Source organism: Undibacterium sp. 14-3-2, from assembly GCF_016595265.1.
Taxonomy (GTDB): Bacteria; Pseudomonadota; Gammaproteobacteria; order Burkholderiales; family Burkholderiaceae_D; genus Undibacterium; species Undibacterium aquatile.
This window is the reverse complement of the sequence record NZ_JAENGS010000002.1, coordinates 584,864-610,895: the sequence shown is the minus strand read 5'-3', so window position 1 is coordinate 610,895 and position 26,032 is coordinate 584,864. Positions and strand designations below refer to the sequence as shown.

The 26,032-nt window shown below is 50.9% G+C and carries 23 protein-coding genes; 16 read left to right on the top strand and 7 right to left on the bottom strand.

Going from position 1 to position 26,032, the window contains the following annotated elements; genetic code table 11:
- Positions 1-390: 390 nt before the first annotated feature.
- From Undi14_RS07245 to Undi14_RS07220, 6 genes are all read right to left on the bottom strand, one after another.
- Positions 391-1,035 (bottom strand): hypothetical protein, encoded by a 645-nt coding sequence (locus tag Undi14_RS07245; RefSeq protein WP_200179017.1) that lies wholly within the window; start codon positions 1,033-1,035, stop codon positions 391-393.
- 57 nt (positions 1,036-1,092) lie between these two features.
- Entirely contained in the window at positions 1,093-3,933 is a 2,841-nt protein-coding gene (locus Undi14_RS07240; protein ID WP_200179015.1) for a DUF1631 family protein, read from the bottom strand.
- A 232-nt stretch (positions 3,934-4,165) separates the two neighbouring features.
- Entirely contained in the window at positions 4,166-4,993 is an 828-nt protein-coding gene (locus Undi14_RS07235; RefSeq protein WP_200179013.1) for a symmetrical bis(5'-nucleosyl)-tetraphosphatase, read from the bottom strand.
- A gap of 11 nt (positions 4,994-5,004) precedes the next feature.
- On the bottom strand, positions 5,005-6,111 hold the full coding sequence (gene hemH, locus Undi14_RS07230; protein WP_200179011.1) for a ferrochelatase: 1,107 nt from the start codon (positions 6,109-6,111) through the stop codon (positions 5,005-5,007).
- Positions 6,112-6,124: 13 nt separating this feature from the next.
- Positions 6,125-7,771 (bottom strand): DNA repair protein RecN, encoded by a 1,647-nt coding sequence (gene recN, locus Undi14_RS07225; protein ID WP_200179009.1) that lies wholly within the window; start codon positions 7,769-7,771, stop codon positions 6,125-6,127.
- A gap of 153 nt (positions 7,772-7,924) precedes the next feature.
- Positions 7,925-8,818, bottom strand: coding sequence for an NAD kinase (locus Undi14_RS07220; protein ID WP_186882855.1), 894 nt, complete (start codon positions 8,816-8,818; stop codon positions 7,925-7,927).
- Positions 8,819-8,892: 74 nt separating this feature from the next.
- Here Undi14_RS07220 and Undi14_RS07215 point away from each other — a divergent pair, with 74 nt between their 5' ends.
- Genes Undi14_RS07215 through Undi14_RS07205 form a run of 3 tightly spaced genes read left to right on the top strand, consistent with a single transcriptional unit; the run spans position 8,893 to position 11,039 of the window.
- Positions 8,893-9,579, top strand: coding sequence for an HAD family hydrolase (locus tag Undi14_RS07215; protein WP_200179007.1), 687 nt, complete (start codon positions 8,893-8,895; stop codon positions 9,577-9,579).
- A 44-nt stretch (positions 9,580-9,623) separates the two neighbouring features.
- Positions 9,624-10,643 (top strand): heat-inducible transcriptional repressor HrcA, encoded by a 1,020-nt coding sequence (gene hrcA, locus Undi14_RS07210; protein WP_186882857.1) that lies wholly within the window; start codon positions 9,624-9,626, stop codon positions 10,641-10,643.
- A 12-nt stretch (positions 10,644-10,655) separates the two neighbouring features.
- Entirely contained in the window at positions 10,656-11,039 is a 384-nt protein-coding gene (locus Undi14_RS07205) for a response regulator (RefSeq protein ID WP_186882858.1), read from the top strand.
- A gap of 64 nt (positions 11,040-11,103) precedes the next feature.
- On the opposite strand, the gene fur is transcribed toward Undi14_RS07205, so the two are convergent.
- On the bottom strand, positions 11,104-11,532 hold the full coding sequence (gene fur / locus Undi14_RS07200; RefSeq protein ID WP_186882859.1) for a ferric iron uptake transcriptional regulator: 429 nt from the start codon (positions 11,530-11,532) through the stop codon (positions 11,104-11,106).
- 130 nt (positions 11,533-11,662) lie between these two features.
- Here fur and Undi14_RS07195 point away from each other — a divergent pair, with 130 nt between their 5' ends.
- From Undi14_RS07195 to Undi14_RS07135, 13 genes are all read left to right on the top strand, one after another.
- A complete protein-coding gene (locus Undi14_RS07195; protein WP_186882860.1) occupies positions 11,663-12,148 on the top strand; it encodes an outer membrane protein assembly factor BamE in 486 nt (161 codons plus the stop codon).
- Positions 12,149-12,159: 11 nt separating this feature from the next.
- Positions 12,160-12,972: a 4-hydroxy-tetrahydrodipicolinate reductase gene (gene dapB, locus Undi14_RS07190; protein WP_200179006.1), complete on the top strand. Its 813-nt coding sequence runs from the start codon at positions 12,160-12,162 to the stop codon at positions 12,970-12,972.
- Between the two features lie 13 nt (positions 12,973-12,985).
- Positions 12,986-13,672, top strand: coding sequence for a MotA/TolQ/ExbB proton channel family protein (locus Undi14_RS07185; RefSeq protein WP_200179005.1), 687 nt, complete (start codon positions 12,986-12,988; stop codon positions 13,670-13,672).
- A gap of 2 nt (positions 13,673-13,674) precedes the next feature.
- Positions 13,675-14,121 carry a biopolymer transporter ExbD gene (locus Undi14_RS07180; protein ID WP_186882863.1) on the top strand — a complete coding sequence of 149 codons (447 nt, stop codon included), beginning with the start codon at positions 13,675-13,677 and terminating at the stop codon, positions 14,119-14,121.
- A gap of 86 nt (positions 14,122-14,207) precedes the next feature.
- Complete coding sequence (leuS, locus tag Undi14_RS07175) at positions 14,208-16,844, top strand: leucine--tRNA ligase (RefSeq protein ID WP_200179003.1); 2,637 nt, start codon at positions 14,208-14,210, stop codon at positions 16,842-16,844.
- A gap of 23 nt (positions 16,845-16,867) precedes the next feature.
- Positions 16,868-17,377 (top strand): LPS assembly lipoprotein LptE, encoded by a 510-nt coding sequence (gene lptE, locus Undi14_RS07170; protein WP_200178996.1) that lies wholly within the window; start codon positions 16,868-16,870, stop codon positions 17,375-17,377.
- Positions 17,378-18,397 (top strand): DNA polymerase III subunit delta, encoded by a 1,020-nt coding sequence (holA, locus tag Undi14_RS07165; RefSeq protein WP_200178994.1) that lies wholly within the window; start codon positions 17,378-17,380, stop codon positions 18,395-18,397.
- Positions 18,398-18,533: 136 nt separating this feature from the next.
- Positions 18,534-19,802: a glutamate-5-semialdehyde dehydrogenase gene (locus Undi14_RS07160; protein ID WP_200178991.1), complete on the top strand. Its 1,269-nt coding sequence runs from the start codon at positions 18,534-18,536 to the stop codon at positions 19,800-19,802.
- Between the two features lie 41 nt (positions 19,803-19,843).
- On the top strand, positions 19,844-20,266 hold the full coding sequence (locus Undi14_RS07155) for a CopD family protein (protein WP_200178983.1): 423 nt from the start codon (positions 19,844-19,846) through the stop codon (positions 20,264-20,266).
- 115 nt (positions 20,267-20,381) lie between these two features.
- On the top strand, positions 20,382-21,584 hold the full coding sequence (locus Undi14_RS07150; protein WP_234030463.1) for a class I SAM-dependent RNA methyltransferase: 1,203 nt from the start codon (positions 20,382-20,384) through the stop codon (positions 21,582-21,584).
- A gap of 237 nt (positions 21,585-21,821) precedes the next feature.
- The gene (locus Undi14_RS07145; RefSeq protein ID WP_200178979.1) at positions 21,822-23,303 is read left to right on the top strand and encodes an NAD-dependent succinate-semialdehyde dehydrogenase; all 1,482 of its coding nucleotides are present in this window, start codon (positions 21,822-21,824) and stop codon (positions 23,301-23,303) included.
- Between the two features lie 104 nt (positions 23,304-23,407).
- Entirely contained in the window at positions 23,408-24,643 is a 1,236-nt protein-coding gene (locus Undi14_RS07140) for a multidrug effflux MFS transporter (RefSeq protein ID WP_200178978.1), read from the top strand.
- 347 nt (positions 24,644-24,990) lie between these two features.
- Complete coding sequence (locus Undi14_RS07135) at positions 24,991-25,971, top strand: porin (protein ID WP_200178977.1); 981 nt, start codon at positions 24,991-24,993, stop codon at positions 25,969-25,971.
- Positions 25,972-26,032: the final 61 nt, after the last annotated feature.

The following is a 26,032-nucleotide window of genomic DNA, read 5'->3' as shown; positions in this document are numbered from 1 at the left end:
TGAGCAGTAGGTATTCGGAGTGTTGCATATGGCATTACTTACAAAGTTTGCAGGCACCATTGAGTACAAAAATCGTCCATCTCCGTCATCGGCCTCGATCTGGTGCTCCTGACCAACAGTAACAGTACGCGAGCATCTCAATAATGTGAATGAGTCCAAGGATGGACGAGAGCAGCCCGCCTCGCAAACTTGTCCTGATTGAATGGCAGGCACGACTTGGCTGAACGATGGGGCGAAACATTCGATCACGCCGTCGTTCTGCGCATCGATGATGAAAGTGTCCCGGTTATCGCATTCCGTATGAGGCTTTCATAACCCGGATCTATTCTCTGGAGTATTTTTCGGCTAGCAGTCAGTGTATGAGTGAGGCTCTCTTCTGTCGCAGCGGAATCAGCGACATTTCCCCGATATCGCCGCCTGTGCCCAGAACGGTGCTGCAAGTAAACCGATAAAGGAAACGCCGCCGATTTTTGCCGGACGATGTTTTAATGCATCGTCATCGGTACATCCCGGAATCGTCGCCTGCTGTAAATCTTTCTGCAAACGCTCATATTTACCCGGTGCCGCATTTTCCAGGTTTTTGCCACTGGCTTCGGCACGTTGCTGCAATTCACTTTTACTTGTCTGATAGGCTCTGGCAATACTTTGCGGGCTGATATCCAGAGGCACTGAATCGTTTGCAGTGTTAGCGGTGGCAGAGACCGGTACATTAACGCTTTCAGGAGTGTCGGCAGCGCTTGTCGATACGGTAGTCGAGACTGATTTTTTGCGTACCTTACGCATAGCATCGGAAGTCGGCGTAGTCGCCGCAGGCGTATCTTGCACAGCGTTGACAGCCAGGCGGATATTCAGTGGAAATTGCAACAGCATGGCTGACACTGGATGAACGAAAGTATCGGACGTCTTGATGATATCGAGCGGACGCGACAGGGCTAATATCAATAGCAGCGTGACTCCCGCCGCCAGTAGTGCAGAGCACAGCCGCACGGTTGTGCGTTGTGCATCCCATTCATCGTGGCGATAGATCACAGTCATGACAGGCGATGGTCTGGTTGGCAGTATCGCCTCTGACACCCGAGGTCGTTATAAAGTTCAAGCGAATGCAGGATGGTCAATCGCATCTGCCGAAGTCAACAAGGCTTGTACCGCGCGTTCAAACAGCGGCTCATTTTCGAGAAAACGTACACGACCGTGAGCAATCATGCGGCGGAACATACGCACACTGACGAGCGAGGGTTTTTCATTGCCTGCCAGCGTCAGCACCAGATTATGATGTGATGGATCAACCCAGTTCAGCGTGGCGATACTGGGTTTGATTCCCAGTTTCACTTCCAGGCTGATACCGCTGCGCAGGCGTTCCTGTATGACTTCCTGCGTAAATTCCACGGCGTCGGCGGGCTTTTCAGCAATGGCACTTTCCGTCGCTAACTCGCTATCAAAAAACTCATCCAGCATCTGCACCTGAATGTCGAGGTCGCGTATTGCTTTGTCCAGTCTTTGCTGGGTTTCCGGCGCACGCAACTGTTCGTGCAATGCTTCCTGCGAGGCTTCGTTGTGATAGATGAAGTCGGCAAAATGCTCATGAATTGCCGGTAAGCTTAATGAACGTGTCTGCGGCTTAAGCGACTGCTGCACGGTACGCAAGGCATTCGTATGAGCATCCACCAGCCAGTCGAGCAAATGTTTCTGCTTAGCGTTATTCCACTGAATCGCAGTCAGTGCTTCGCGCAACGTGTTCAGTATGATGGGTAGCAAAGCGAACAGTTGAGTGCGGTCTTCTTCGTTCAGTTTGGCAACGATGCTCCACAGCAGATCGGGAATCAGCAGGCGATAACGGATACCGCGTTTGGCATCTTCACGTTCGGCATATTCGATCGCATGTACCCAGGTATTTTCTAAAAAATCACGCAGATAGGGATCAATCTGCAGTTTTTGCAAGACCTCGCGTAACTGCGCCGAGATATGCACCAGCCGCAAGGTGCGGTTCTGCGCGGTTTCTATAGCTTCTACGGTGTGCGCAATCGTTTGCTCACTGGAGCGCAATTCACGCGCGATAAACGCATCAAACTCATCGAGCATGCGGATGAATAATTGCGAATTTTCGCTGTCGTCTTCCAGTAATGTTTCGACGATGCGGCAGATTTCCTGTGTGATGTGCGCACCCGTTGGATCTATCTGTTTCAGTCCCAGTGAAATCGAGCCGACACGATTGATCAGCATGCGTGCCGGATGCCCTTTCTGGGTCAGCAAAGTCTGATCGCGAAGGGCGATTTTCAGCACCAGAAATTGCAATCGCCCCAGCTGCGCACGTATTTCTGCCGGCACCTGCGGATCGCTCAAAATAAATTCAAATAGCATTGCGACGACATCAATGGTCATCTGCTCATCGACATTGTCCGTCATGTCATTGAGCGTGGTTCTTTGCTCCAGTATCAGATTACGGATGCCGCCCAGATGATTGAACATCTGTTCGCCGGCAATGATGTTATTTTTTTGTAGCTCATGCACCGACCGTACTATGCCTGTACTGGTCTCTGAATGATTGCTATCAGTGATGCTGTAAGCGGGGTCGGAATGGTTGCGATGGTCGCTATTTGCCGTTGGTGTCGCGCTGGTTTGTGCTGATCCGTATGCTGTGTGTGGCAGGTGGTGGGCGCCGTTCAGCGTTTGGCCGATGGCATGCCCTTCCGCATTGCCAGTTGCTACGCCATTGCGGGCGTTAAGATTGTTGTTGACACTATTGCTGGCGCTATTGGCTGTACGATTTGTTGCGTTGTCGTTCGTGCTGTTTATCTCCCCGTGGCCACCGAATAACTGTCGTAAGGTCGAGCCGACGGATTGATTTTTTTCCAGCCATTGAAATGCGCTGGCCCGTGCCTGACCTGGGTCTGCCAACGGCGCGGCGTATCCGTCCAATCCCGGATATGGCGCAACGACTTTCGGCTGTGATGTAAAAGCAGACGCGGCTTGTTGCACCAGTTGTTGAGTGAATTGCTGTGTTGCTGACCCGATTTTGCTGGCGCTTATTCCAGCTGCGAGATCCCGCACGCTGTTGAATAATTGTTCGACTTTGCTGACCGGTGTCGCCGCCGGAGTGGCTTGTAACTGTTGCGCTGGATATGCTGATGAAGGCAATCCTTCGTTGCCTGAGAATGATTGTTGATACATCGCGCCCGGCATTGCACCTTCATTATGCGTATCCGTGGAGGGCATACTGTCGTTGACCTGCGGGGACGTGTCAGGCGCGGCGACAGCTGTCGCCGTGTTTGCAGTGGTTGTAGCGGGCGGTGTTTTCTTGATTTTTAACTGTAGTTCCGCTGCCACCCCTTTGGCGGCGAAGTAGTTATTCACTGCATCATAAATTTTACCGATATGTGGCGTCAGATCTTCTGCAATCTGTGCGATAACGGCCGCAGAAATATCGTCGTCCAGTTCAAATTTTTCTATGCCGCTGGCGATGCTGCGGGTGATTAAATACGGCCGGAAAGGATTCTCTCGTTCGCTGATTTTTTCCTGACTGAACAACAGCGCGATACGTATATTCAGATCGCGTATCTGCTCTTCTGCTTCGGCACGGAAACGCGCCGTAATTTCATTGAGCAGCAGTTCGTTTTCCAGCGCATGCGAATCGACCAGTGACAGACTGTCGCTTTGCATTTTTAAGATGGATGCCGGGCGAAACGTATTGTAGGTGGTCTGGAAGCTCCGGTTCAGCAAGCCATCCATCGCTTCGCTCATGGCATCGAGCATTTGCCTGCCTTGCCGCAGGCGCATGCTGGCATGCAGATAATCTCTTTGTTCTGTTGAGCTGCGGGCGGCCTCGGCTTTTTTAAATAAGGCTTCCAGTGTGTGCGGTGTTGCAGCTTCTATGCTGCTCAGAAAGGTCCGGTGAAACTCTGTTCGGGTGGCGGGCAGAAATTCATTCGGATCCATATATTTTTCCCAGATTTTGCGCGCAGGCACATGTTTAAAAACGTAATAAATGTAACAAATTTGTTATCTGGAAGTATAGATCAGAAGATTGCTAAATTATTATTTGAATGTAATGTTTTAAACATTGTTCACAACTGTTTTGCGTCGTCGCCGTCATGAATACAACAACGGCAAGTGGGCTGAGCGCGCACTTGCCGTTAGATTGTTTCTAATGGGAAAAATGTTGCTTATCTCAGCCTGGTTTTTGCTGTTGCGGGCAGTCGATCTGTACCAGCGTTCTGTCGTGAAGAGCAACTGCGGTCAGCTTACCACCCCATACGCAACCGGTATCAAGGCTGATCAGATTGGAACGTAATACCAGTCCTAAGGTGGACCAGTGACCAAACACTACCGTGCTGTTGTCCGAGGCACGTGGCAGATCGAACCAGGGCGCATGTCCTTGCGGAGCAGTACCGACGCCATCCTTGCTGGCAAAATCCATCTGTCCTTCGATGCTGCAAAAACGCATCCGTGTCAGGGCATTGACGATGCAGCGCAAGCGATCTGCTCCCTGTAAACCGTCATCCCAGTAAGCCGGAGTATTGCCATACATTTGCCGTAAAAAGCCCAGCCAGTCCGCACTGCGCAACATGGTTTCCACTTCACCCGCGAGTGCCATGGTTTTTTCGGCTGACCACGATGGGAAAAGTCCGGCATGGATCAGTAAGTGCTGTTGCTCTGTTATCGCCATCGGCCGCTGGCGCAACCATTCCAGCAATTCAGCGCAATCCGGCGCATTTAATATTTCTGTAAGCGTATCGCTGCGATGCGCGGGACGTATGCCATGAGCAACCGCAAGCAGATGCAGATCGTGATTCCCAAGCACACTCTCTGCTCGCCCGGCTTGTTGCAAAGCACGGACGCGACGCAGAGTCTGCAAGGATTTCGGCCCGCGATTCACCAGATCACCGGCAAACAGATAGCGGGCGGAACGTGAGTGCTGTTCTATGCGATGCAGCAGTTCACCCAGCTGATCGTCGCAACCTTGAATGTCACCGATAAAATATGTTGCTGTCGTCATGTCTCTGGCGCTTATTGATTCGCACCCATGCGTTTGGCTTCGGCGCGGCTGAGCAGTGCCTGTTGCTTCTGTTCTTCGCGCATGCTGACCGTCAGCATGGTTGGCCAGCCGATCAGATGTTGTTCCGCAATTTCCGCCAGAGCGCGTAACCAGGATGGCGATTCGTTCAGACAAGGAATGTAATTAAATTCTTTACCACCGGCTTGCAGAAAGTCAGCCCGTACTTCCATCGCAATTTCTTCCAGCGTTTCCAGGCAGTCGGCGATGAAGCCGGGGCAGATCACATCAACGCGCCGCACCCCATCTTGGGCGAGTTGCGTTACCGTTGGTGCAGTGTAGGGTTGCAGCCATTCGGCTTTTCCTAAACGCGACTGGAAAGTGACGATGTACTGATCTTTCGATAGGCCTAGCTTTTCAGCAAGCAGGCGTGCGGTTTTATAGCATTCACAATGATAGACGTCACCGCGCAGCAGAAAGGCTTTTGGCAAACCGTGAAAACTCATGACCAGTTTTTCCGGCCTGCCGTTGGTTTGCCAGCTTGCCAGCACCGATAGCCGCAGCGCTTCTATGTAAGCCTCGTGATCATGATAATTTTTGACCAGACGCAGTTCAGGAATATTTCTGACCTGTTGATAATGGCTGAACACCGCGTCGAAATTCGATCCGGTCGTTGTCGCAGAATATTGTGGATAAGCCGACAAAATCAATAAGCGATCATAACCATCTGCTTTCAGCTTTTGCAGCACATCGGGTATCGATGGTGTGCCGTAGCGCATCGCATAAGTGACGTGTACCTCATGACCACGTTCACCAAGATAGCCCTTCAGTAGTACGGCCTGTTTTTCCGTGTGTACTTTCAGCGGCGAGCCGTCATTGGTCCAGATAGACGCATATTTTTTTGCGGACTGGCCGGAGCGGAAAGGCAGGATGATGCCCTGCAGGATCAGCCACCAGATTGCGCGGGGTACTTCAACGATACGTCTGTCCCATAAAAACTGTTTCAGATAGCGGCGTACTGCCGGTCTGGTCGGTGCATCCGGCGTACCGAGATTAATCAGTACGACCGCCGTTTTTCCGATTTTTCCGTGGGAGTAATCAGGTTCTTTCAGAAAGCGCATGGTATTTATTTTTTTAAGAGGCCAGTAATTCTCTGGCGTGTTTACGAGTGGTTGCGGTGATTTCTATGCCACCCAGCATGCGGGCGATTTCTTCGACGCGTTGTTTGTTATCAAGAGCATCGATATGAGAGATGGTTTTGCCGTCGTGATTTGTTTTGCTGACTTGAAAATGCTGATTCGCCTGACTCGCCACTTGTGGTAAATGGGTGACGCATAATACCTGCCGGTCTTGTCCCAGACGTTTCAGTAAACGTCCGACTACTTCCGCAACACCGCCACCAATACCGCTGTCAACTTCATCGAAAATCAAGGTAGGTGTTGCCGTCGCACCAGACGTGATGACGGAAATGGCTAAAGAGATGCGTGCCAGCTCGCCACCGGACGCCACTTTTGCCAGCGGACGGGCTTGCACCCCGGCATGACCGGCGACTAAAAATTCAACCTGTTCGATACCGTATGCGGCAGGCTCACAAGCATTCAGACTGACGGCAAAACTGCCACCGGTCATGCTTAATTCTTGCATTGCCGCCGTTACCTCAACACTCAGTGTTTTTGCGGTTTTTTCGCGCGCTTTGCTCAGTTGTTGCGCCGCTTGCAGATAATGCTGATACGCTTTTTCTTCCTGCAAGCGAAGCGCATCCATATCACTGGCATCGGACAACTGTTTTAATTGCTCAGATAAAGTTGCAAATTCCTGATGTAAATATTCAGGAGCGACATGAAAGCGGCGCGCAGTGGTATGTATGGTTTCGACGCGTTGTTCGACTTCACGTAAGCGTGCCGGATCGAGCTCGGTGCGATTCAGATAATCGTTCAGCGCGTAAGTTGTTTCCTGCAAATTGATGCAGGCAGATTCCAGCGCTTCAGTCACCGGTTTCAGCGCGGCATCGTAATCCAGCAGCTTGAGTAATTTTTGTTGTACGGCAGTCAGTTGCGATAGCACTGGATGATCTGAATCCGAAATCAGGGTGGCCGCTTCTTGCGCGCCATCAAGCAGGCTTGCTGCATGTGCCAGACGGCTGTGTTCCTGACTGATGTTTTCCCATTCGCCTGCTTTGATTTGCAATTTGTCGAGTTCACCTACCTGCCATTCAAGACGCTCGCGCTCTTGCAAGACATTCTTGGCGTTGGTTTCAAATTCTTCGCGCTGCCGGCTCAGATTACGCCATGCTTTGTAACGTGTCGCAACTTCTGCGGCGCTCTCTTGTAAGCCGCCTTGCATATCCAGCAGCGAGCGTTGTGCTTCTGCTTTGAGTAAAGACTGATGCGCGTGTTGCCCGTGGATATCGACCAGCAGATCACCCAGTTCGCGTAATTGCGCCGCGGTGGCTGTGATGCCGTTGATCCAGGCCTTCGAGCGTCCCGCGTTATCGATCGTGCGGCGCAGAATCAACTGTTGCTCAGGATCGCTGAATTCATTTTCCAGCAGCCATTGCTGGACATTATCCGAAACCGAAAATTCGGCAGAGATATCTGCTTTCGCGGCAGATTCGCGCACCATGCTCGCATCCCCACGCCCGCCGAGTGCCAGTGTCAGCGCATCGATCAGTATCGATTTACCCGCGCCGGTTTCACCCGTCAGGACACTGAAGCCGGATGAAAATTCCAGTTCAAGAACATCAACAATGACAAAATCACGAATGGCAAGCGTGCGCAGCATAGGAGCAGGAGTAGTTAAAAATAAAAAAACGAAATAAAAAAACGAAATGAAAAAAGGAAAAAATTCAGACTGGATTAGCAAAGCTATTTTAGCAATAAGTAACCCTATAAGCAGCGTCTTGCATCCCCCGGTTCAGCGGAGAGTTGTTTGCCATTAATTCAGTGCGCCTTCCACGGTAGGGTATTCGTTCCAGTGCAGTTTTTCCCGCAGCGTATGGTAATAATTCCAGTCCTGAGGATGCAGGAAAGTCACCGTGTGGTTGGAACGTTTGACGACGATGCGATCCTGACGCAACAGGCTGGCAAAGGTTTGCATGTCAAAGTTGACGCTGATGTCGCGTCCGGCAACGATTTCGATCACGATTTCACTGCTTTCAGGTAGCACGATAGGGCGATTCGATAAAGCATGTGGTGCAATCGGCACCATGACGATGCCGCTCAGGCTGGGGTGCAGCAGCGGCCCGCCTGCTGAGAGAGAATACGCAGTGGAGCCAGTTGGGGTGGAGACGATCAATCCGTCCGAGCGTTGGTTGTACATGAAGTGAGAATCGACTTCGACACTGAGCTCGACCATGCCGGAACCGGTCCCGCGTGACACCACAATGTCGTTAAAGGCGAGACCGCTGAAGATCTGATGTCCTTCACGGACAACGATAGCCTGCAGCAGGCTGCGCCGTTCAGAGACATATTTGCCTTCCAGCATCTCAGCAATCACCGGAATCATACGATCGAGCGGGATATCTGTAATGAAACCGAGTCGCCCCTGATTAATGCCTATCAGCGGGATATGGTATTGCGCCAGTTGCCGGGCGATACCGAGCATCGTACCGTCGCCACCGACCACAATCGCGGCATTTGCATGTTTTCCTATGTCCGCGACTGACATGGCCTGAAACCCCGGTAATTCTATGTATTGCGCCGTTTCAGCTTCGATCACAACCGTATTGCCTGCGCGGTCAAGAAAGCTGGCGAGTTCACTCATTGATTCTGCTATACCGGGAGCATTAAATTTACCAACAAGTGCAATCGTTTTTGAAGGGACAGTCATAAAAAAAGAGTGGTGACGTGATTCGTCAGATTAGACCATAATTAGCGTAGAAATGAATCAACTGACTGCTATTTATGACAATTAAAGCTGTATTACTGGATTTAGACGATACCTTGTGGCCGGTTGCGCCGGTGATTCAACATGCGGAAGCGAGCTTGTATCAGTGGATGCTGGAACATGTACCGGCCGTGGCAGCGAATTATTCCGTCGAATCAATGCGGCAACGGCGCAATAAGCTGGTACCAACGGATCCCCGTTTTCAATACGACCTGTGGGCCTTGCGACATACCTTGCTTAGCCAGATATTCGCAGAACATGATGTGCCTGTCGCGAAGGCCGATCAGGCCATGGCGGTATTTGCCGATGCCCGCAATCAGGTCAGTTTGTATGATGATGTCGTTCCAGCGCTAAAGGTATTGTCGCAGCGGGTTCTGTTGGGCTCGGTCTCAAATGGCTTTGCTGATCTGCGTGAAATTGGTCTTGCTTCACATTTCCGTACATCGATTGCGGCACGTGAGTTTGGTTGCGCCAAACCTGATCCGCGCATATTTCTCGCCGCCTGTGAAGCACTGGGCGTAAAACCGCACGAAGCCTTATATGTCGGCGATGATTTATTGCTCGACGTGCAAGGCGCGCAACAGGCAGGCTTGCGCGGAGCGTGGATGAACCGGCATAGTCTGGAGATCAAGGATGACCGCCATCAACATATTCAGCCTGATGCGGAATTTAAAAATTTACATGATTTGACAAAATGGTTATGAAGTTTTCTATGTTCATGTTTGCTTCAGTCGCATAAAATGAACAGATGCTACTAGACACTCGCGCTCAAACTCTTTTAAAAGCCCTCGTAGAACGCTACATTGCCGATGGTCAGCCTGTAGGTTCGCGTGCTCTCTCAAAAATTTCCGGTCTTGATCTGTCGCCGGCGACGATCCGTAATGTGATGGCTGATCTGGAGGAGATGGGTTTGGTTGCCAGCCCGCATACGTCGGCTGGCCGCGTTCCCACCCCCAAAGGTTATCGCGTATTTGTTGATAAATTACTGACGGTGCAGGAAATCAGCGAGCTGGGGCTGGAATCCCGGCTGCAATCGGGTTTGTTATCTCAACCCCCGCAAAAAATCATTGCGAATGCCGCACAGATATTATCCTCGTTGTCGCAATTTGCCGGTGTTGTTATGACGCCGAAAACCGAATCCATTTTTCAGCAGGTCGAATTTTTGCGGCTGTCGGAAAAGCGCATTTTGCTGGTGGTTGTGGCACCGACCGGAGAAGTGCATAACCGCTTGCTCCTGACGGATATTGATTACACCCCAGCGCAGTTGTCGCAGGCAGCTAATTATCTGAATCAGAATTTCAGCGGACATGCTTTTGAAGATGCACGCCTCGGTATTAATAGCGAATTACGGCAGTTGCAAACAGATATGACCAGTCTGATGCAAGCAGCTGTCGAAGCGGGCAGTGATGCCTTGTCTGAGCAAAGTGATGAAATGGTTATTTCAGGAAAAACCAATTTACTGAATGTGCAGGATTTATCGTCCAACATGACATCACTGCGTAAGCTGTTCGACATGTTCGAGCAAAAGAGCAGTCTGATGCAATTGCTGGACGTATCTTGTAAAGCGACAGGCGTGCAGATTTTTATCGGTGGGGAATCGCAGTTGTTGCCTATGGATGAGATGAGCGTTGTCACTGCGCCGTATGAGGTTAACGGTAAGATTGTCGGCACCCTGGGGGTGATCGGTCCGACGCGAATGGCGTATGAAAGAGTGATACCGATTGTTGATATTACGGCGAAATTACTTTCTAACGCCTTGAGTCAGTAAAAGAGAAATGCGATGTTAAATAAAAATATTTCCATATTACTCATTGACGACAACGATATTACCCGCGAAGTGTTACGTGTCGTGTTGCGCAACGAGGGATACACGGTTGCAGGTGAGGCGACAGACGGTGGAACCGGGCTGGATATGGCGCTCAAACTACGGCCAGACGTGATTATGCTGGATGTGGTGATGCCTAAAGTCAGCGGTCTTGACGTGCTGCCAAAACTTAAAGATATGTTGCCTGATACCAGAATATTGCTGGTAACAGCGAGTCACGATAAGGACATTTTGTCGGAAGCGGTGAAATCAGGCATACACGGCATTATTCTGAAACCATTTAACGCGCAGAAAATTATCGATACTGTTGCTGGTGTCGCTGCAAAAATAAAAAAATAACCGAACGCACCCACGCATCCTGTTACAAGCGCTTCAATGCTCACTGGTATGAGCACGTTGACACTTAATTTTTGTGCTCGCAGTTCTCTTTCGTGCAACTACCGTAGATCGCGAGTGAATGTTCTGCGATTTTAAAGCCGCGCTCCAGAGCGATGGTATGCTGGCGCTGTTCAATTTCTGCATCAAAAAACTCTTCAACGCGACCGCAATCGAGGCAGACCAGATGATCATGGTGTGAGCCTTCGTTTAATTCAAAAATAGCTTTGCCAGTTTCAAAATGATTCCGGTGCAGCAGGCCCGCCTGCTCAAATTGTGTCAGAACGCGGTAGACAGTTGCCAGACCGACATCCATATTTTCATTCAAAAGTATTTTATAGACGTCTTCTGCAGTCAGATGGCGAACCTTACTACTTTGGAAAATTTCGAGGATTTTCAGGCGTGGCAAGGTTGCTTTAAGTCCGCTGGCTTTCAGATTTGGAGTGCTGTTTGTCATGTTTTCGGTCAAAAGAGGGCTATCTGCTTTATGATATCGGGTTTTAGGGCATGTTGCTCAATTACTGAGGGTACCTATGCGATTGTTGTTTTCAAAATCTGTTCAAGGTAAAGCCATCCGGCTTGCAGGCATGACATTATTACTGGGCGTATCTGCTTGCGCATCGAAACCGCCAGTGGCGGACAAAGCTGTGTCAGCAACGGCCGGTACGCAAATATACGCACCGACAGGGGTGAGTAAATTCCTGGGCTATATTTCCCCATATCGTATTACCGTTCAGCAAGGTAACTTCGTTTCTCAGGAAATGATGGCGCAGATCAAAGAAGGGATGACGCGTGAGCAAGTCCGTTTTGTGCTTGGCACCGCTTTGTTGACGGATATGTTCCACGAAGACCGCTGGGATTATCCTTTCCGCCTGACTAAGCCGAATGGCGAGCAGGTAGTCAGTCAGGTCACCATTCATTTTAAAAACAATACGGTTTCTAAATTCGAAGGCGGTAGTCTGCCAACGGAAAAAGAATATCTGGCTAGGATTACCGAGTCGGCGCTGGGCTTAGATAAAGTTGAGTCGCTGAATGATCTCGACGGCACGCCGAAGAAAAAAGATAAAAAATAAAGAAAGCTGGTATGACTGCATTAAAAGTAGCGGTTGCGGGCGCTTCCGGCCGCATGGGGAAAATGCTGATTGAAGCTATCAGCAACGCAGACGACATGGTGCTGGCCGGTGCGTTGGATGTTGCCGGTTCCCCGGCAATAGGTACCGACGCTGGCGTATTTCTGGGCAAACCTGCAGGTGTGTTGATTGAGTCTGATCTGGCTAAGGCATTGGCCAACGCAGAATTTCTGATTGACTTCACACGTCCTGAAGGGACGTTGAAGCATCTCGACTACTGTGTAGCGCATGGCATCAAAATGATTATCGGCACGACAGGTTTTGACGATGCTGGTAAAGCAGCCATTGCGGCAGCGGGTAAACAAACCGCGATTGTCTTTGCGCCGAACATGAGCGTTGGCGTAAATGTCACGCTCAAGTTACTGGAAATGGCAGCCAAGAGTTTCGCAGAAGGCTATGACATCGAAATCGTTGAAGCACATCACCGGCATAAAGTCGATGCGCCTTCAGGTACCGCGCTCAAAATGGGCGAGGTGATTGCTGACGCGTTAGGCCGCGATCTGAAAGAGGTTGGCGTCTTTGCGCGCGAAGGTGTGACGGGCGAACGTGATCCGTCTTCTATCGGGTTTGCGACGATACGTGGCGGTGATATTGTCGGCGATCACACGGTGTTGTTCGCCGGTATCGGTGAGCGCGTAGAAATTTCGCATAAATCCTCCAGTCGTGTCACTTACGCGCACGGCAGTCTGAGGGCGGCACGTTTCCTGAATGATAAGGCAACCGGTCTGTTCGATATGTACGACGTGCTCGGGCTGAATAACCACTAATTTATCTATCGCAATGAACGCTGCAATCGCGCATTACTGGGAGCAGGCAGATCAGTTCGGGCACGCCATTGCCTATCTTTTACTGCTGATGTCTCTGTTGAGTTGGGCGCTGATTTTTGCCAAAGCCTGGTCTTTCTGGCGTGTGCGTAAAGCAGCGCCGTTCTTGCCGAAATTCTGGCTCGCGCCGAGTATGGCCGATGCGCAGATGCTGTTACAACAGCGCGATAAAGAGCAGGTGTATCTGTCGTTGGCGGTAGCGGCGATGTCGGCAATCGATGCCGCTCAGCGTGCATCAACATTGAGTGCTGACAGCAGTCTGAATGACGCGCTGACGCGTGCTTTGCGCCAGCAACTGCAGGTAACCACAAGTCGTCTCGAAAATGGCCTGACGGTGCTGGCCTCCGTTGGTTCCACCGCGCCGTTTGTCGGCTTGCTCGGGACGGTATGGGGGATTTATCACGCGCTGACGACGATATCGTCCGCAGCCACGATACAGATAGATCAGCTTGCGGGGCCGGTCGGTGAAGCGCTCATCATGACTGCCTTTGGTCTGATCGTCGCCATTCCTTCTGTGCTTGCTTACAATGTTTTTAATCGTTTCAATCGTATGACATTCGCTGAGCTGGATGGCTTCGCACACGATCTGCATGCGCATTGCAGTCGCGACGGCGATCAGCAAGCTTCTGAAAAACAGGTGTGAATATGGCGTTTGGTTCGTTTAATGACAAAGCCGGACGATCACAGATGCACAGCATGGCCGATATCAATGTCACTCCTATGGTGGATGTGATGCTGGTGTTGCTGGTGATTTTCATCATCGCCGCACCACTGATGACGCCGGCAATCAAACTGGATTTACCACAAGCTGCGGCGAAGGCCAGTCAGCAACAGCCAGAATCGCTGCAAATTGCGATTGATGCCGCAGGCATCATTTATCTGCAGGGTGTTGCAACAGATCTGGCAGAGCTGGAACCCCGCTTCCGGCAGGCAGCCTTGCAACAGCCGCAACCCGATCTGCAATTACGCGCCGACAAATCCTCACGTTACGACATGATTGCGCAACTGATGGCGGCGGCGCAGGCGCAGGGGCTGAACAAAATTGCGTTTGTGATGCAACCTGTGACGGAACCGGTCACTGCCAAACCCTGATGCTCACAAGCATTGCTCAATATCACCCCTGAACCAGTTATAATCTAAGGTTCTGAGTCATTTCCGCATCTACTTCTGGTCACGCCATGCAAGAAAAATACACGCCCTCCGACGTCGAGCAATCGGCGCAATCCCATTGGAAAAAAATCGATGCCTATAAGGCGGTAGAAAATAACCCACGTTTCCCTAAAGGCAAGTACTACGCCTGCTCCATGCTGCCTTACCCTTCCGGTAAGCTGCACATGGGCCATGTGCGTAACTACACCATCAACGACATGCTGGCGCGCCAGCTGCGTATGAAGGGTTACAACGTGTTGATGCCTATGGGCTGGGATGCGTTTGGATTGCCAGCCGAAAATGCGGCGATTGCGTATAAAAAATCACCGGCAGAATGGACTTACGCGAATATCGAAGACATGAAGTCGCAGATGGAACCGCTGGGGCTGGCATTCGACTGGTCGCGTGAAGTAGCGACCTGTGATCCCGATTACTACCGCTGGAATCAGTGGCTGTTCCTGAAGATGCTGGAAAAAGGCATCGCCTACAAAAAAACTCAGATCGTGAACTGGGACCCGATTGATCAGACCGTGCTGGCGAATGAGCAGGTGATTGATGGTCGCGGCTGGCGCTCCGGTGCGCTGGTGGAAAAGCGTGAAATTCCCGGTTACTACTTCGGCATCACCCAATACGCCGAGGAATTGCTGAGCAGTATTGATACGCTTGATGGCTGGCCTGAACAAGTGCGCACCATGCAGCGTAACTGGATAGGCAAGAGCGAAGGCGTGCGCTTTGCATTCAGTCACGAGATCAAAGACGACACAGGCGCCTTGGTACAAGACGGCAAAATGTACGTCTTCACGACCCGCCCTGACACGATCATGGGCGTGACGTTCTGCGCCGTGGCTGCGGAGCATCCGCTGGCGACTGTCGCTGCAAAAAATAATGCGAAACTGGCAGCGTTCATCGAAGAGTGCAAAGCCGGTGGCACGACCGAAGCCGAAATGGCGACCAAGGAAAAAGAAGGTTTGCCAACGGGCTTATTCGTCACGCATCCACTGACCGGCGAGCAAGTTGAAGTCTGGGTCGGTAATTATGTGCTGATGACTTATGGCGACGGCGCTGTGATGGGCGTACCTGCACATGACGAGCGCGACTTTGCGTTTGCCAAAAAATACGGCATTGCGATCAAACAAGTTGTGACTGTTGAAGGTGAGAGCTTTACCACTGACGCATGGGCTGACTGGTATGGCGACAAACAGAAATGCGTGACAGTTAATTCCGGCAAATACGATGGTTTGAGTTATAAAGCCGCTGTTGATGCCGTTGCTGCCGATCTCGCCGCCAAAGGCGTCGGTGAGAAAAAAACGACCTGGCGTCTGCGTGACTGGGGCATTTCGCGTCAACGTTACTGGGGCACGCCGATTCCTATCATTCATTGCGAATGCTGTGGTGATGTACCTGTGCCTTACGAAGATTTGCCGGTGGTATTGCCAACCGAATGTATTCCTGACGGTTCCGGTAATCCGCTGAAAACGCATGCAGCGTTCCTGAATGTGCCTTGCCCTAAATGCGGCAAGCCAGCGCAGCGTGAAACCGACACCATGGATACCTTCGTCGATTCCAGCTGGTATTTCATGCGCTATACCTGCCCGGATGCGACGACGATGGTCGATGAACGCAATGATTACTGGATGAGTCCTAAGGGCATGGATCAGTATATCGGCGGCGTTGAACATGCGGTATTGCATTTGCTGTACGCTCGTTTCTGGACCAAAGCGATGCGCGATATGGGTCTGGTCAAGATTGACGAGCCATTCAAAAATCTGTTCACGCAAGGCATGTTGCTGAACGAATCGTTCTACCGCGAAGATACCAGTGGCAAGAAGACCTGGTTCTATCCGAATGAAATCGAAGTCCAGCACGATGACAAAGGCCGTCCGGTATCGGCGAGCCTGAAATCTGATGGTCAGCCAGTGCAAATGGGCGGCATAGAAAAAATGTCGAAATCCAAAAACAACGTGGTTGAGCCAAAAGACATCATCACCCAGTTCGGTGCTGATACGGCGCGTCTGTTCACGATGTTTGCAGGCCCCCCAGATCAAAGTGCGGCCTGGAGCAGCAGCGGTGTTGAAGGCGCCTCGCGTTACCTGCGCCGCTTGTGGGCATCGGCATTGAAATTGTCTGCGACGATTGCCACTGGTGCGACAGCACCGGCGAATTACGCGGCGGATGTGAAAGTATTGCGCCGTGAAGTGCATCTGACCCTGAAACAAATCGATGCCGATTATGATCGCCTACAATACAACACTGTGGTCTCCGGTGCGATGAAGTTGCTCAACACGATAGAGTCATTCAAATCGGAAGCCGAAGGTTCGGCAGCCGCATTACGTGAAGCGTTCAGTGTATTGTTGCGTGGCCTGTATCCGGTTTGCCCGCATATCACGCATGCGCTGTGGCAGGAACTGGGCTTTGCCGCCGAGCTTGGCGAGCTGATCGATGCGCCATGGCCGCAAGTCGATGAAGCAGCACTGGTGCAGGATGAAATCGAACTGATGGTGCAGGTAAACGGCAAACTGCGCGGCAGCATCAAGGTCAGTAAAGATGCGGATAAAGCCACGATAGAGGCTACCGCACTGGCCAGCGAAAGCGTGCAGCGTTTCATCGAAGGTGCGCCGAAGAAAATTATTGTTGTACCGGGTAAACTGGTCAATATCGTCGCTTAATTTTTGTTACAGGAGTCATCCGCATGCGTTCTGTTTTTTCACGTCAACTGACATGGCTGCTCGCAGTAGCCATGCTGGTGAGTTTGTCTGCATGCGGTTTTGCCTTGCGTGGACCGGTCAGCTTTCCATTTAAAAGTATTTATATCGGCCTGTCTGATGGTTCATCGCTGGGCGGCGAGTTAAAACGTCAGATACGCGCGAACGGGCAGACGCAGATCACTGCCGAGGCGAAAGATGCGGAAGTAATACTGGATGTGCTGAGCGAAACGCGTGAAAAGCAAATTCTGTCCTTGAATAGCCAGGGCCGGGTACGTGAGTACAATCTGCTGTATAACTTCCGTTTCCGCCTGCGTAATGCGGTCGGTAAAGAATATCTGGAGCCAGTGACGGTGCAACTGAAACGCACGATCACGTTCAATGAAGCACAGGTGTTGGCGAAAGAATCCGAAGAAGCCTTGCTGTACCGCGATATGCAAAGTGACCTGGTGCAGCAGATCATGCGCCGCCTGTCTGTTGTGAAGATGGATCAATAAATGCAGTTGCGCTTCGATGCCCTTGATGGCCATCTGGCGAAAACGCTGGCACCACTGTATGTGATCACCAGCGATGAGCATTTACTCGCGCTGGAAGCTGCGGACAAAGTCCGTCGCGCGGCGAAAGCGCAGGGCTTTTATGAGCGTGAAATTTTAACCGTCGAGCGCAGTTTCAAATGGGGGGCGCTGCTGGCAGCGAATCAGTCGCAATCGCTGTTCGGCGATAAAAAACTGATCGACCTGCGCATTCCGACCGGCAAGCCCGGCAAGGATGGCGGACAAGCGCTGCAGGATTATGTCACGCATTTATCGCCGGATAATCTGACGCTGATTACACTGCCCAAGCTCGATTGGGCAACGCAAAAAGCGGCCTGGGTCAGCAGTCTGCAACAAGCGGCGGTGTATATCGATATTCCGCTGGTCGAACGCAATCATTTGCCGAACTGGATCAGTCAGCGCCTCGCCTTGCAGCAACAAAGTGCGGATAGGCAAAGCCTGGATTTTATCGCCGATCGCGTCGAAGGCAATCTACTTGCTGCGCATCAGGAAATACAAAAACTCGCTTTACTGCATCCGGCCGGGAAGCTCAGCTTTGAACAAATCCACGACGCGGTGCTGAATGTCGCACGTTATGATGTGTTTAAACTCAATGAAGCGATGCTCGCTGGTGACGTCGCCCGCTTATCACGGATGCTGAACGGACTTAAAGGTGAAGGTGAAGCATTGCCGCTGGTGTTGTGGGCGATGGCGGAAGAAATCCGCACTTTGCTGAAACTGAAATCCGGCATGCAGCAAGGGCGGCCATTATCTGCCCTGCTGAAAGAATACAGAATTTGGGGACCCAGAGAAAAACTCATGGACCCGGCATTACGCAGAGTCAGTTTGCAGACCTTGCAAACAGCGCTGCAAGAAGCCTCGCAAGTCGATAAGATGGTCAAAGGTTTACGTGCCAAAGCATTTGCCGGCGACGCCTGGGATGCGCTGCTGCAGTTGGGATTAAAAGTCGCGACCGCCGCCTGAACTGCCGCCGCAGCACTGCCGGAAATGCCAAAATTTCCCGAAATTGGGGGAGTATCCTTAAAAACACACCTAATGTCCTTGTAAATAAAGGGCTTTAAAAAATACACGGGGGAGTATATAAAGCTCCCAAAATGACATGATGGACATCAAACATTACATGAACGACCTCGGCGCCCGCGCCCGCGCGGCATCGCGGGCGATGGCGAAGGCCGATACTGCCGCAAAAAATCTGGCGTTGAGTCTGATTGCTGCCGCGATCCGGCGCGACGCAGCTGCATTGCGCGCCGCTAACGAACTCGATCTCGCCGCTGCCAAAGCATCAGGCATGGAAGCCGCGATGCTCGATCGCCTGACTTTGTCAGATAAAGCGATTGCGACGATGGCCGAAGGTCTGGAGCAGATTGTCAGCCTGGCTGATCCTATCGGTGAAATATCCAACATGAAGTATCGTCCGACCGGCATACAAGTCGGGCAGATGCGTGTGCCACTCGGCGTGATCGGCATCATTTACGAAGCGCGCCCGAATGTGACCGTCGATGCCGCAGGTCTGTGCATCAAGAGCGGCAATGCGACGATACTGCGCGGCGGCTCGGAAGCAATTCACTGCAATCAGGCATTGGCCAAATTGGTGAAAGAAGGGCTGGCGGGTGCCGGTTTGCCCGCCGATGCAGTGCAGATCGTCGAAACCACTGACCGCGCTGCGGTTGGTGAACTGATCACCATGCCGCAGTATGTCGATGTGATTGTGCCGCGTGGCGGCAAAGGCCTGATCGCCCGCCTGATGCAGGAAGCGACCGTGCCGATGATCAAGCATCTCGATGGTATCTGCCATGTCTATATCGACGATAAAGCCGATCTACAAAAAGCGCTGGACGTTGCATTCAATGCCAAATGCCATCGTTACGGTACCTGCAATACGATGGAAACTTTACTGGTCGCAGAAAGAATTGCAGCGCAGGTATTGCCGCCGCTGGCAAAACTGTATGAGGCCAAACAAGTCGAATTGCGTTGCGACCCCGCAGCGACAGCGATTCTGGCGGGCTACCCTTATCTCGCGCAAGCCACGGAAGAAGATTGGAGCACAGAATATCTGGCGCCGGTGCTGGCGGTCAAAGTCGTCGCGGATATCGATGCGGCGATGACGCACATCAATGACTACTCGTCCAAGCATACCGAAGCGATCATCACCGAAGATTACAGCCGCGCGCTGCGTTTCCTGCGCGAGGTGGATTCTGCCTCTGTGATGGTGAATGCCTCAACCCGTTTTGCGGATGGTTTTGAATACGGGCTGGGGGCTGAAATCGGCATTTCCAATGACAAGCTGCATGCGCGTGGCCCGGTCGGACTGGAAGGTTTAACGTCGTTAAAATACGTCGTGTTTGGTCACGGCGAAGTTCGTCAGTAAATTGTTGAACGTCACTTTGTAAGCTATTTTGAAAGAAAATTATGCTCTGGATTAAAGCGCTGCACATTCTGTTTGTCACGTCATGGTTTGCTGGCTTGTTTTACCTGCCGCGTATACTGGTGAATCTGGCGATGGAAACCGACGCCACCAGCACCGGACGTTTATTGCTGATGGCACGCAAGCTGTATCGCTTTTCCACGATGCTGATGGTGCCCGCGGTATTGCTGGGCGGTTATTTGTGGCTGGGTTACGGCATAGGCAAAGGTCCCGGCAATGGCTGGCTGCATGCAAAATTATTGTGTGTGATTTTGCTGATCGGTTATCACCATGCCTGCGGCAGTTTGCTGAAAAAATTTGAAAAAGGCCAGAATAAGCGCAGCCATGTCTGGTTCCGCTGGTTTAACGAAGTGCCGGTGATTTTATTGCTGATCGTCGTGATATTAGTTGTCGTCAAGCCGTTCTGAGTGGCGACAAAAAACGGTGCACGTTGCTGACGTAAAGTGGCTGCGTGTAAGTGTAGTGAGGGGTGAGCCATGCTCACCCTGTATTTTTTGAATTACAACGGATAAAAGGTTCCCCATGACACGTCATTCCTATTTTTGTCCATGCCCGCGCGGCATGGAAATCGCTCTCGCTGAAGAGTTGAACGAAATCGCTGCGATGGATAAAACCATGGCCGTCCACAATCAGGTGCCGGGCGGTGTGCATTGTTCCGGCAGTTTGCAGGACGGCTGGCGCATCAATCTGCATTCCCGCATCGCTTCACGCGTGCTGATGCGTATGGCGCATGCGAGTTACTCGAATGAAAACGATATTTACGATCTGGTGTTAGCGCAGGCATGGGAAGACTGGTTCGGTTATCACCACACGATACGTGTCGATGTCACGGCAGTGAAATCACCGGTCAAGAGTCTGGAATTCATCACACTGAAAATCAAAGATGCGATTTGTGATCGTTTCCGTGATCAGTTCACACAACGTCCTTCGGTCGATACGAAAACACCGGATATGCGTATCGTCGGTTTTCTCGATGCGCATAATTTCACGATTTATCTCGATACTTCCGGCGAACCTTTGTTTAAGCGCGGCTGGCGTATGGAAACCGGTGACGCGCCTTTGCGTGAAAATCTGGCGGCAGGTTTGTTGCGTACGGCGGGCTGGAAACCGGGCGTGCCTTTGTTCGATCCTATGTGCGGGTCCGGCACGATATTGATTGAAGCCGCACAAATTCTGGCGGGGATTCCGCCGGGATTAAAACGCGAATTTGGCTTTGAAAAATTTCGTCAGTTTGATGCTGATGCGTGGGCTGCTATCAAAGCCGCCGCGAAGCCAAATCCTTTGCCCGCTGAACCGACGATTTTCGGCAGCGATATTTCCGGCGATATGGTCGTGATGACACGCAATAATCTGAATAAAGCGGGCATCCGTTTTGAAGTGCCGCTGAAACAGATCGAAGCGCAGGAAATCAAGGCACCGACAACGCAGCCAGGCATATTGCTGACTAATCCACCATATGGTGAACGTATCGGCGTGCGTGGCGACAGCTCGCTGGAAACCGATGATCTGGCAAAAGAATTTTTCAGCGCCTTCAGCACAACTTTGAAACAACGTTTTGCCGGTTGGAGCGTCTTTTTGTTTACCGCCGATCTGACTGTACCGAAGATGCTGCGTTTAAAAGAATCACGCAAAACGCCTTTCTTTAATGGTGCGCTGGAATGCCGCTTATTTCGCTTTGATATGGTTGCCGGTTTCAACCGTCGCGAGGAAGCCAAACCAAAATAACAAAGATGAAATCAAAATAATTCATCTGAATAAAACAGCCGGGTCAAGCAGACCTGGCTGTTTTGCTTTAGGCTTTCCTTTTTATTGCGGACTTACGGCAATTTTATTGCGGCACGGGATGCCAGCTAAGGCTGACATATTTATATGATCAGAAGCGATCACCCTGCCGAGCGCGATGTCGCATAAGTCCGGTAGTTGCTATTCATTAATCAGTCAAAACATGATGGAGACGGAGTGATGTCATCAGAACAAACTGCAAAATCATTAGGCTTAAAAGACGCATCGTTGTTGCGTGACGCTGCATATATCAATGGCGCGTGGGTGCAGGCGCAAACGAAGTTTGATGTGGTGAATCCATCAACCCAGGCTGTGCTGGCGACAGTACCTAATTTAGCGGAACCAGATGCGCATGCCGCTATTGCTGCCGCGCAGGCTGCTTTTCCGTTGTGGGCGGCGAAAACAGGAAAAGAGCGTGCCAATATCATGCGTCGCTGGTTTGATCTGATTATCAGCCATGCCGATGATCTGGCAGCGATCATGACTGCCGAACAAGGAAAACCGCTTGCCGAGGCAAAGGGCGAAGTCATCTACGGCGCCAGTTTCGTTGAATGGTTTGCCGAAGAGGCGAAACGTGTCGCGGGCGACGTGATGGCCTCGACCTGGAGCGATAAGCGCATGGTCGTGTTGCGGCAACCGATTGGTGTGTGTGCCGCAATCACGCCCTGGAATTTCCCGATTGCGATGATTACCCGCAAGGTCGCTCCGGCTGTGGCCGCTGGCTGTTCGATTGTCATCAAGCCAGCTGAGCAGACACCGTTGTCGGCGCTGGCGATTGCCGAGCTGGCGCACCGCGCAGGTATTCCTGCCGGGATCATTAATATTATTACTGCCGACGCGGAGCAATCTGTCGCTGTCGGTAGAGTTTTATGCGATAGCTCAGTCGTCCGGCATTTGTCGTTTACCGGTTCGACGCCGGTTGGCCGCATTCTGATGCGTCAGTCCGCCCCGACGGTCAAGAAGCTGGCGCTGGAACTGGGCGGTCATGCACCGTTTATCGTATTTGAGGATGCTGACATTGATGCTGCTGTCGAAGGCGCCTTGTTATCCAAGTTCCGCAACTCGGGCCAGACCTGTGTGTGTACCAATCGCTTTTATGCACACGCTTCGGTCTACGATGAATTCGTCAGTAAATTAGCTGCCGGGGCAAAAAAAATCAGAGTCGGTGATGGTTTCGATGCCGGTGTTAATCAGGGCCCCATGATCGATGCGCAAGCGGTGGCGAAAGTAGAAGAACATGTTGCGGACGCGATGGAACAGGGCGCCCGCTTGCTCGCCGGTGGTAAGCCACATAGCGCTGGGGAATTATTCTATGAACCAACGGTGCTGGCGGATGTCACAGCTTCCATGCTGGTGATGAATGAGGAAACCTTCGGACCGGTCGCTGCAGTAGTGAAATTCACTACTGAAGAAGAAGTCATCGCGGCTGCAAATAATACCGACTTCGGATTGGCCTCGTATTTCTATTCACGCGATATCGGCCGCGTCTGGCGCGTCGCCGAAAAGTTGGAATACGGCATGGTGGGGATTAATACAGGCTTAATTTCCAATGAGGTCGCGCCGTTTGGCGGCGTCAAGCAATCCGGACTCGGACGTGAAGGTTCCAAATACGGTATGGATGAATATCTGGAAATGAAATACCTCTGTATGGGGGGAATTTAATCCTAACGTGTCTCGCATTAGCAACAAAAAGGCGAAATATTTCGCCTTTTTTCTTTTTTTTTGTAACAGCATTTTATTTATTTTTTTGAATGATTGGGTAACAAATGCACTCCCGCCAACAGCTCAGCAATGCCGGACTTGCCACTTTATTAGCTGCACTGGCGATGTTGGGACCATTTTCCATTGATACTTATTTACCGGCTTTCCCAAATATACAGAGCAGTCTGGTGGCAACTTCACTGGAAGTCCAGCAGACGCTCACCGCTTATATGTTGTCGTTTGCGTTTATGACTTTATGGCATGGCGCGCTGTCGGATGCGTTCGGGCGGCGTAACGTCATTCTGGCGGCCTTAGCGATTTTTGCCGTCGCCAGTTTTGGTTGCGCGTCAGTACACAGCATTCATTACCTGTGGGGATTTCGTATTCTGCAAGGCGTTTCGGCTGGTGCCGGGATGGTGGTCGGACGGGCGATGATCCGTGATCTTTATGCGGGTGCTCCGGCAGAACGTTTGTTGTCGATGGTGACGATGATCTTCTCGATCGCTCCTGCAATTGCGCCGATACTCGGCGGCTGGATTGTCGGCTTTATGAGCTGGCGCGCAATTTTTTTATTGCTTTTTTTATACACAATTGCGTTATGGTTTGCCTGCTTTAAGTTCTTGCCTGAATCTTTACCGAAAGATAAACGGCAGGAATTCAGTATGGAATTTCTATGGCTTAGTTACCGAAAAGTATTTAAGTCTCCTTTATTCCATCTAAAAGCCGGTACTGTTGCCTTTAATTTTGCTGGCATGTTCTTATATGTTTCTGCTGCCCCGGTGTTTATTACTCAACATCTGAAGCTTGCTGCCGATCAGTTCGGCTGGCAATTTGTTCCCTCTGTCGCCGGCATTTTTTTAGGGGCTTTTGCGGCAAACAGACTGGCTGGCAAACTCTCTGTATGGAAGCAGGTGAGTATCGGTTTCTGCTTCCTTATCGGAGCGTCCGTTTTTAACGTGACATTTCATTTTTTCTCCGCGCCAGTGCTGCTCTGGTCGGTAACTCCGTTGTTTTTTTACACGTTTGGCATGTCACTGGTTGCACCAGGCGCGACCTTGCTGGTTCTGGACTTGTTTCCTACAATCAGAGGTATCGTTGCGTCCTGCCAGTCGGCAACGTTAACTTTACTTGGGGCAGTAATTGCTGGTGTTGTCGCGCCGGCGTTAGATCATTCGGCTCTCTCGTTAGCCCTTGGCCAGCTGGTTTGTGCATTGATTGCGGCAGCGCTCTGGTACAGCGGTCGTGCCTACTGGCGGTCGAAAACGGCGCAGAAACAAAATGCATGGGAAACCGTCGGATAAATATGTTTTTTTCTATCTATTGAAAAATACGGGATATCCCTTATCTGACTGGTGCTGTGCAGCAAAGGTAAAAAATGCCTATAATGCGAGCCTGGACATCGCTGGCTTTGTTAAATACCTGATTAAATTTTTCAAAATTGGCTATGTCTTTATATTGCAACGCTCTGTAAGTCCTTGTTTATTAAGTAGTCTGATTTCATCAAAATGTCATTTTTCGCAGGTATCGTGACATTTGTCATTGGATCAATTATTGGTTCAAGGCTGTAAATTGACCTGCAATTCAGTTTTTTGCCGCGTTTTGTTTGTGGTGCAGCAAAAATTTAACATTCATTTTTGGATACTAGACAATGAAAAAATCATTCCTCGCACTTGCTCTGATGAGTGCATTCTCTGGCGCAGCTTTCGCGCAATCTTCCGTAACTATCTACGGTATCGTTGACATGGGCGTGGTTCGTGATGACAACGGTTCTGGCGCAAAAACTTCTTTGGATAGTGGCGTTCAAAACGGTTCACGTCTGGGCTTCAAAGGCGTTGAAGATCTGGGTAGCGGTCTGAAAGCAAACTTCGTTTTGGAAATGGGTTTGAAAACTGATACTGGCGCGTCTGATCAAGGCGGTCTGGCTTTCGGTCGTCAAGCTTATGTTGGTTTGTCCGGTGATTTCGGTTCTGTGAACCTGGGTCGTCAAAAATCTGTAACTTATGACATCGGCGATAACGTTGATCCATTCCACATTGGTCTGGCTGGCGACATCGGTCGTTTGTTCAAAACATCGACACGTACTGACAATGCAATCACTTACTCTACAAACAGCCTGGGTGGCTTTGTAGGTTCTCTGCAATACGGTTTCGGTGAAGTTGCTGGCAATAATTCTGGCAACCGTAAAGTTGGCGTTTCTGGTGTTTACTCTGAAGGTCCAGTTTACGCAGCAATCGCTTACGAAAAACTGAACGATGCAACTGGTAATGATGCAAATGCTGGTAAGAAAACATTCGTTGGTGGCACTTATGACTTCACAGTTGTAAAAGCTCACGCTGCATACGAAACTATCAAAGGCGGCACTAACGATGAACGCATTTGGATGATCGGCGCGACAGTACCGTTTGGTCCAGGTGCATTTGTAGCTGACTTCACACAAGCTAAAAACAAAGCAGTTGCTAACGCAGATGGCAAACAATTCGCTATCGGTTACACATACGATTTGTCTAAACGTACAGACATCTACACATCGTTCTCTCGTACAACTAACGACAACAACGGTAAATACAATGTAGCTGCTGCTGGTCAGACAGACAAATTGCTGAACGTTGGTATCCGTCACAAGTTCTAATTGAATTCGGGCTTAAACCCGAATTAATTTAGAAAATTCAAAAAAGGAGTCGTCGTCAGAC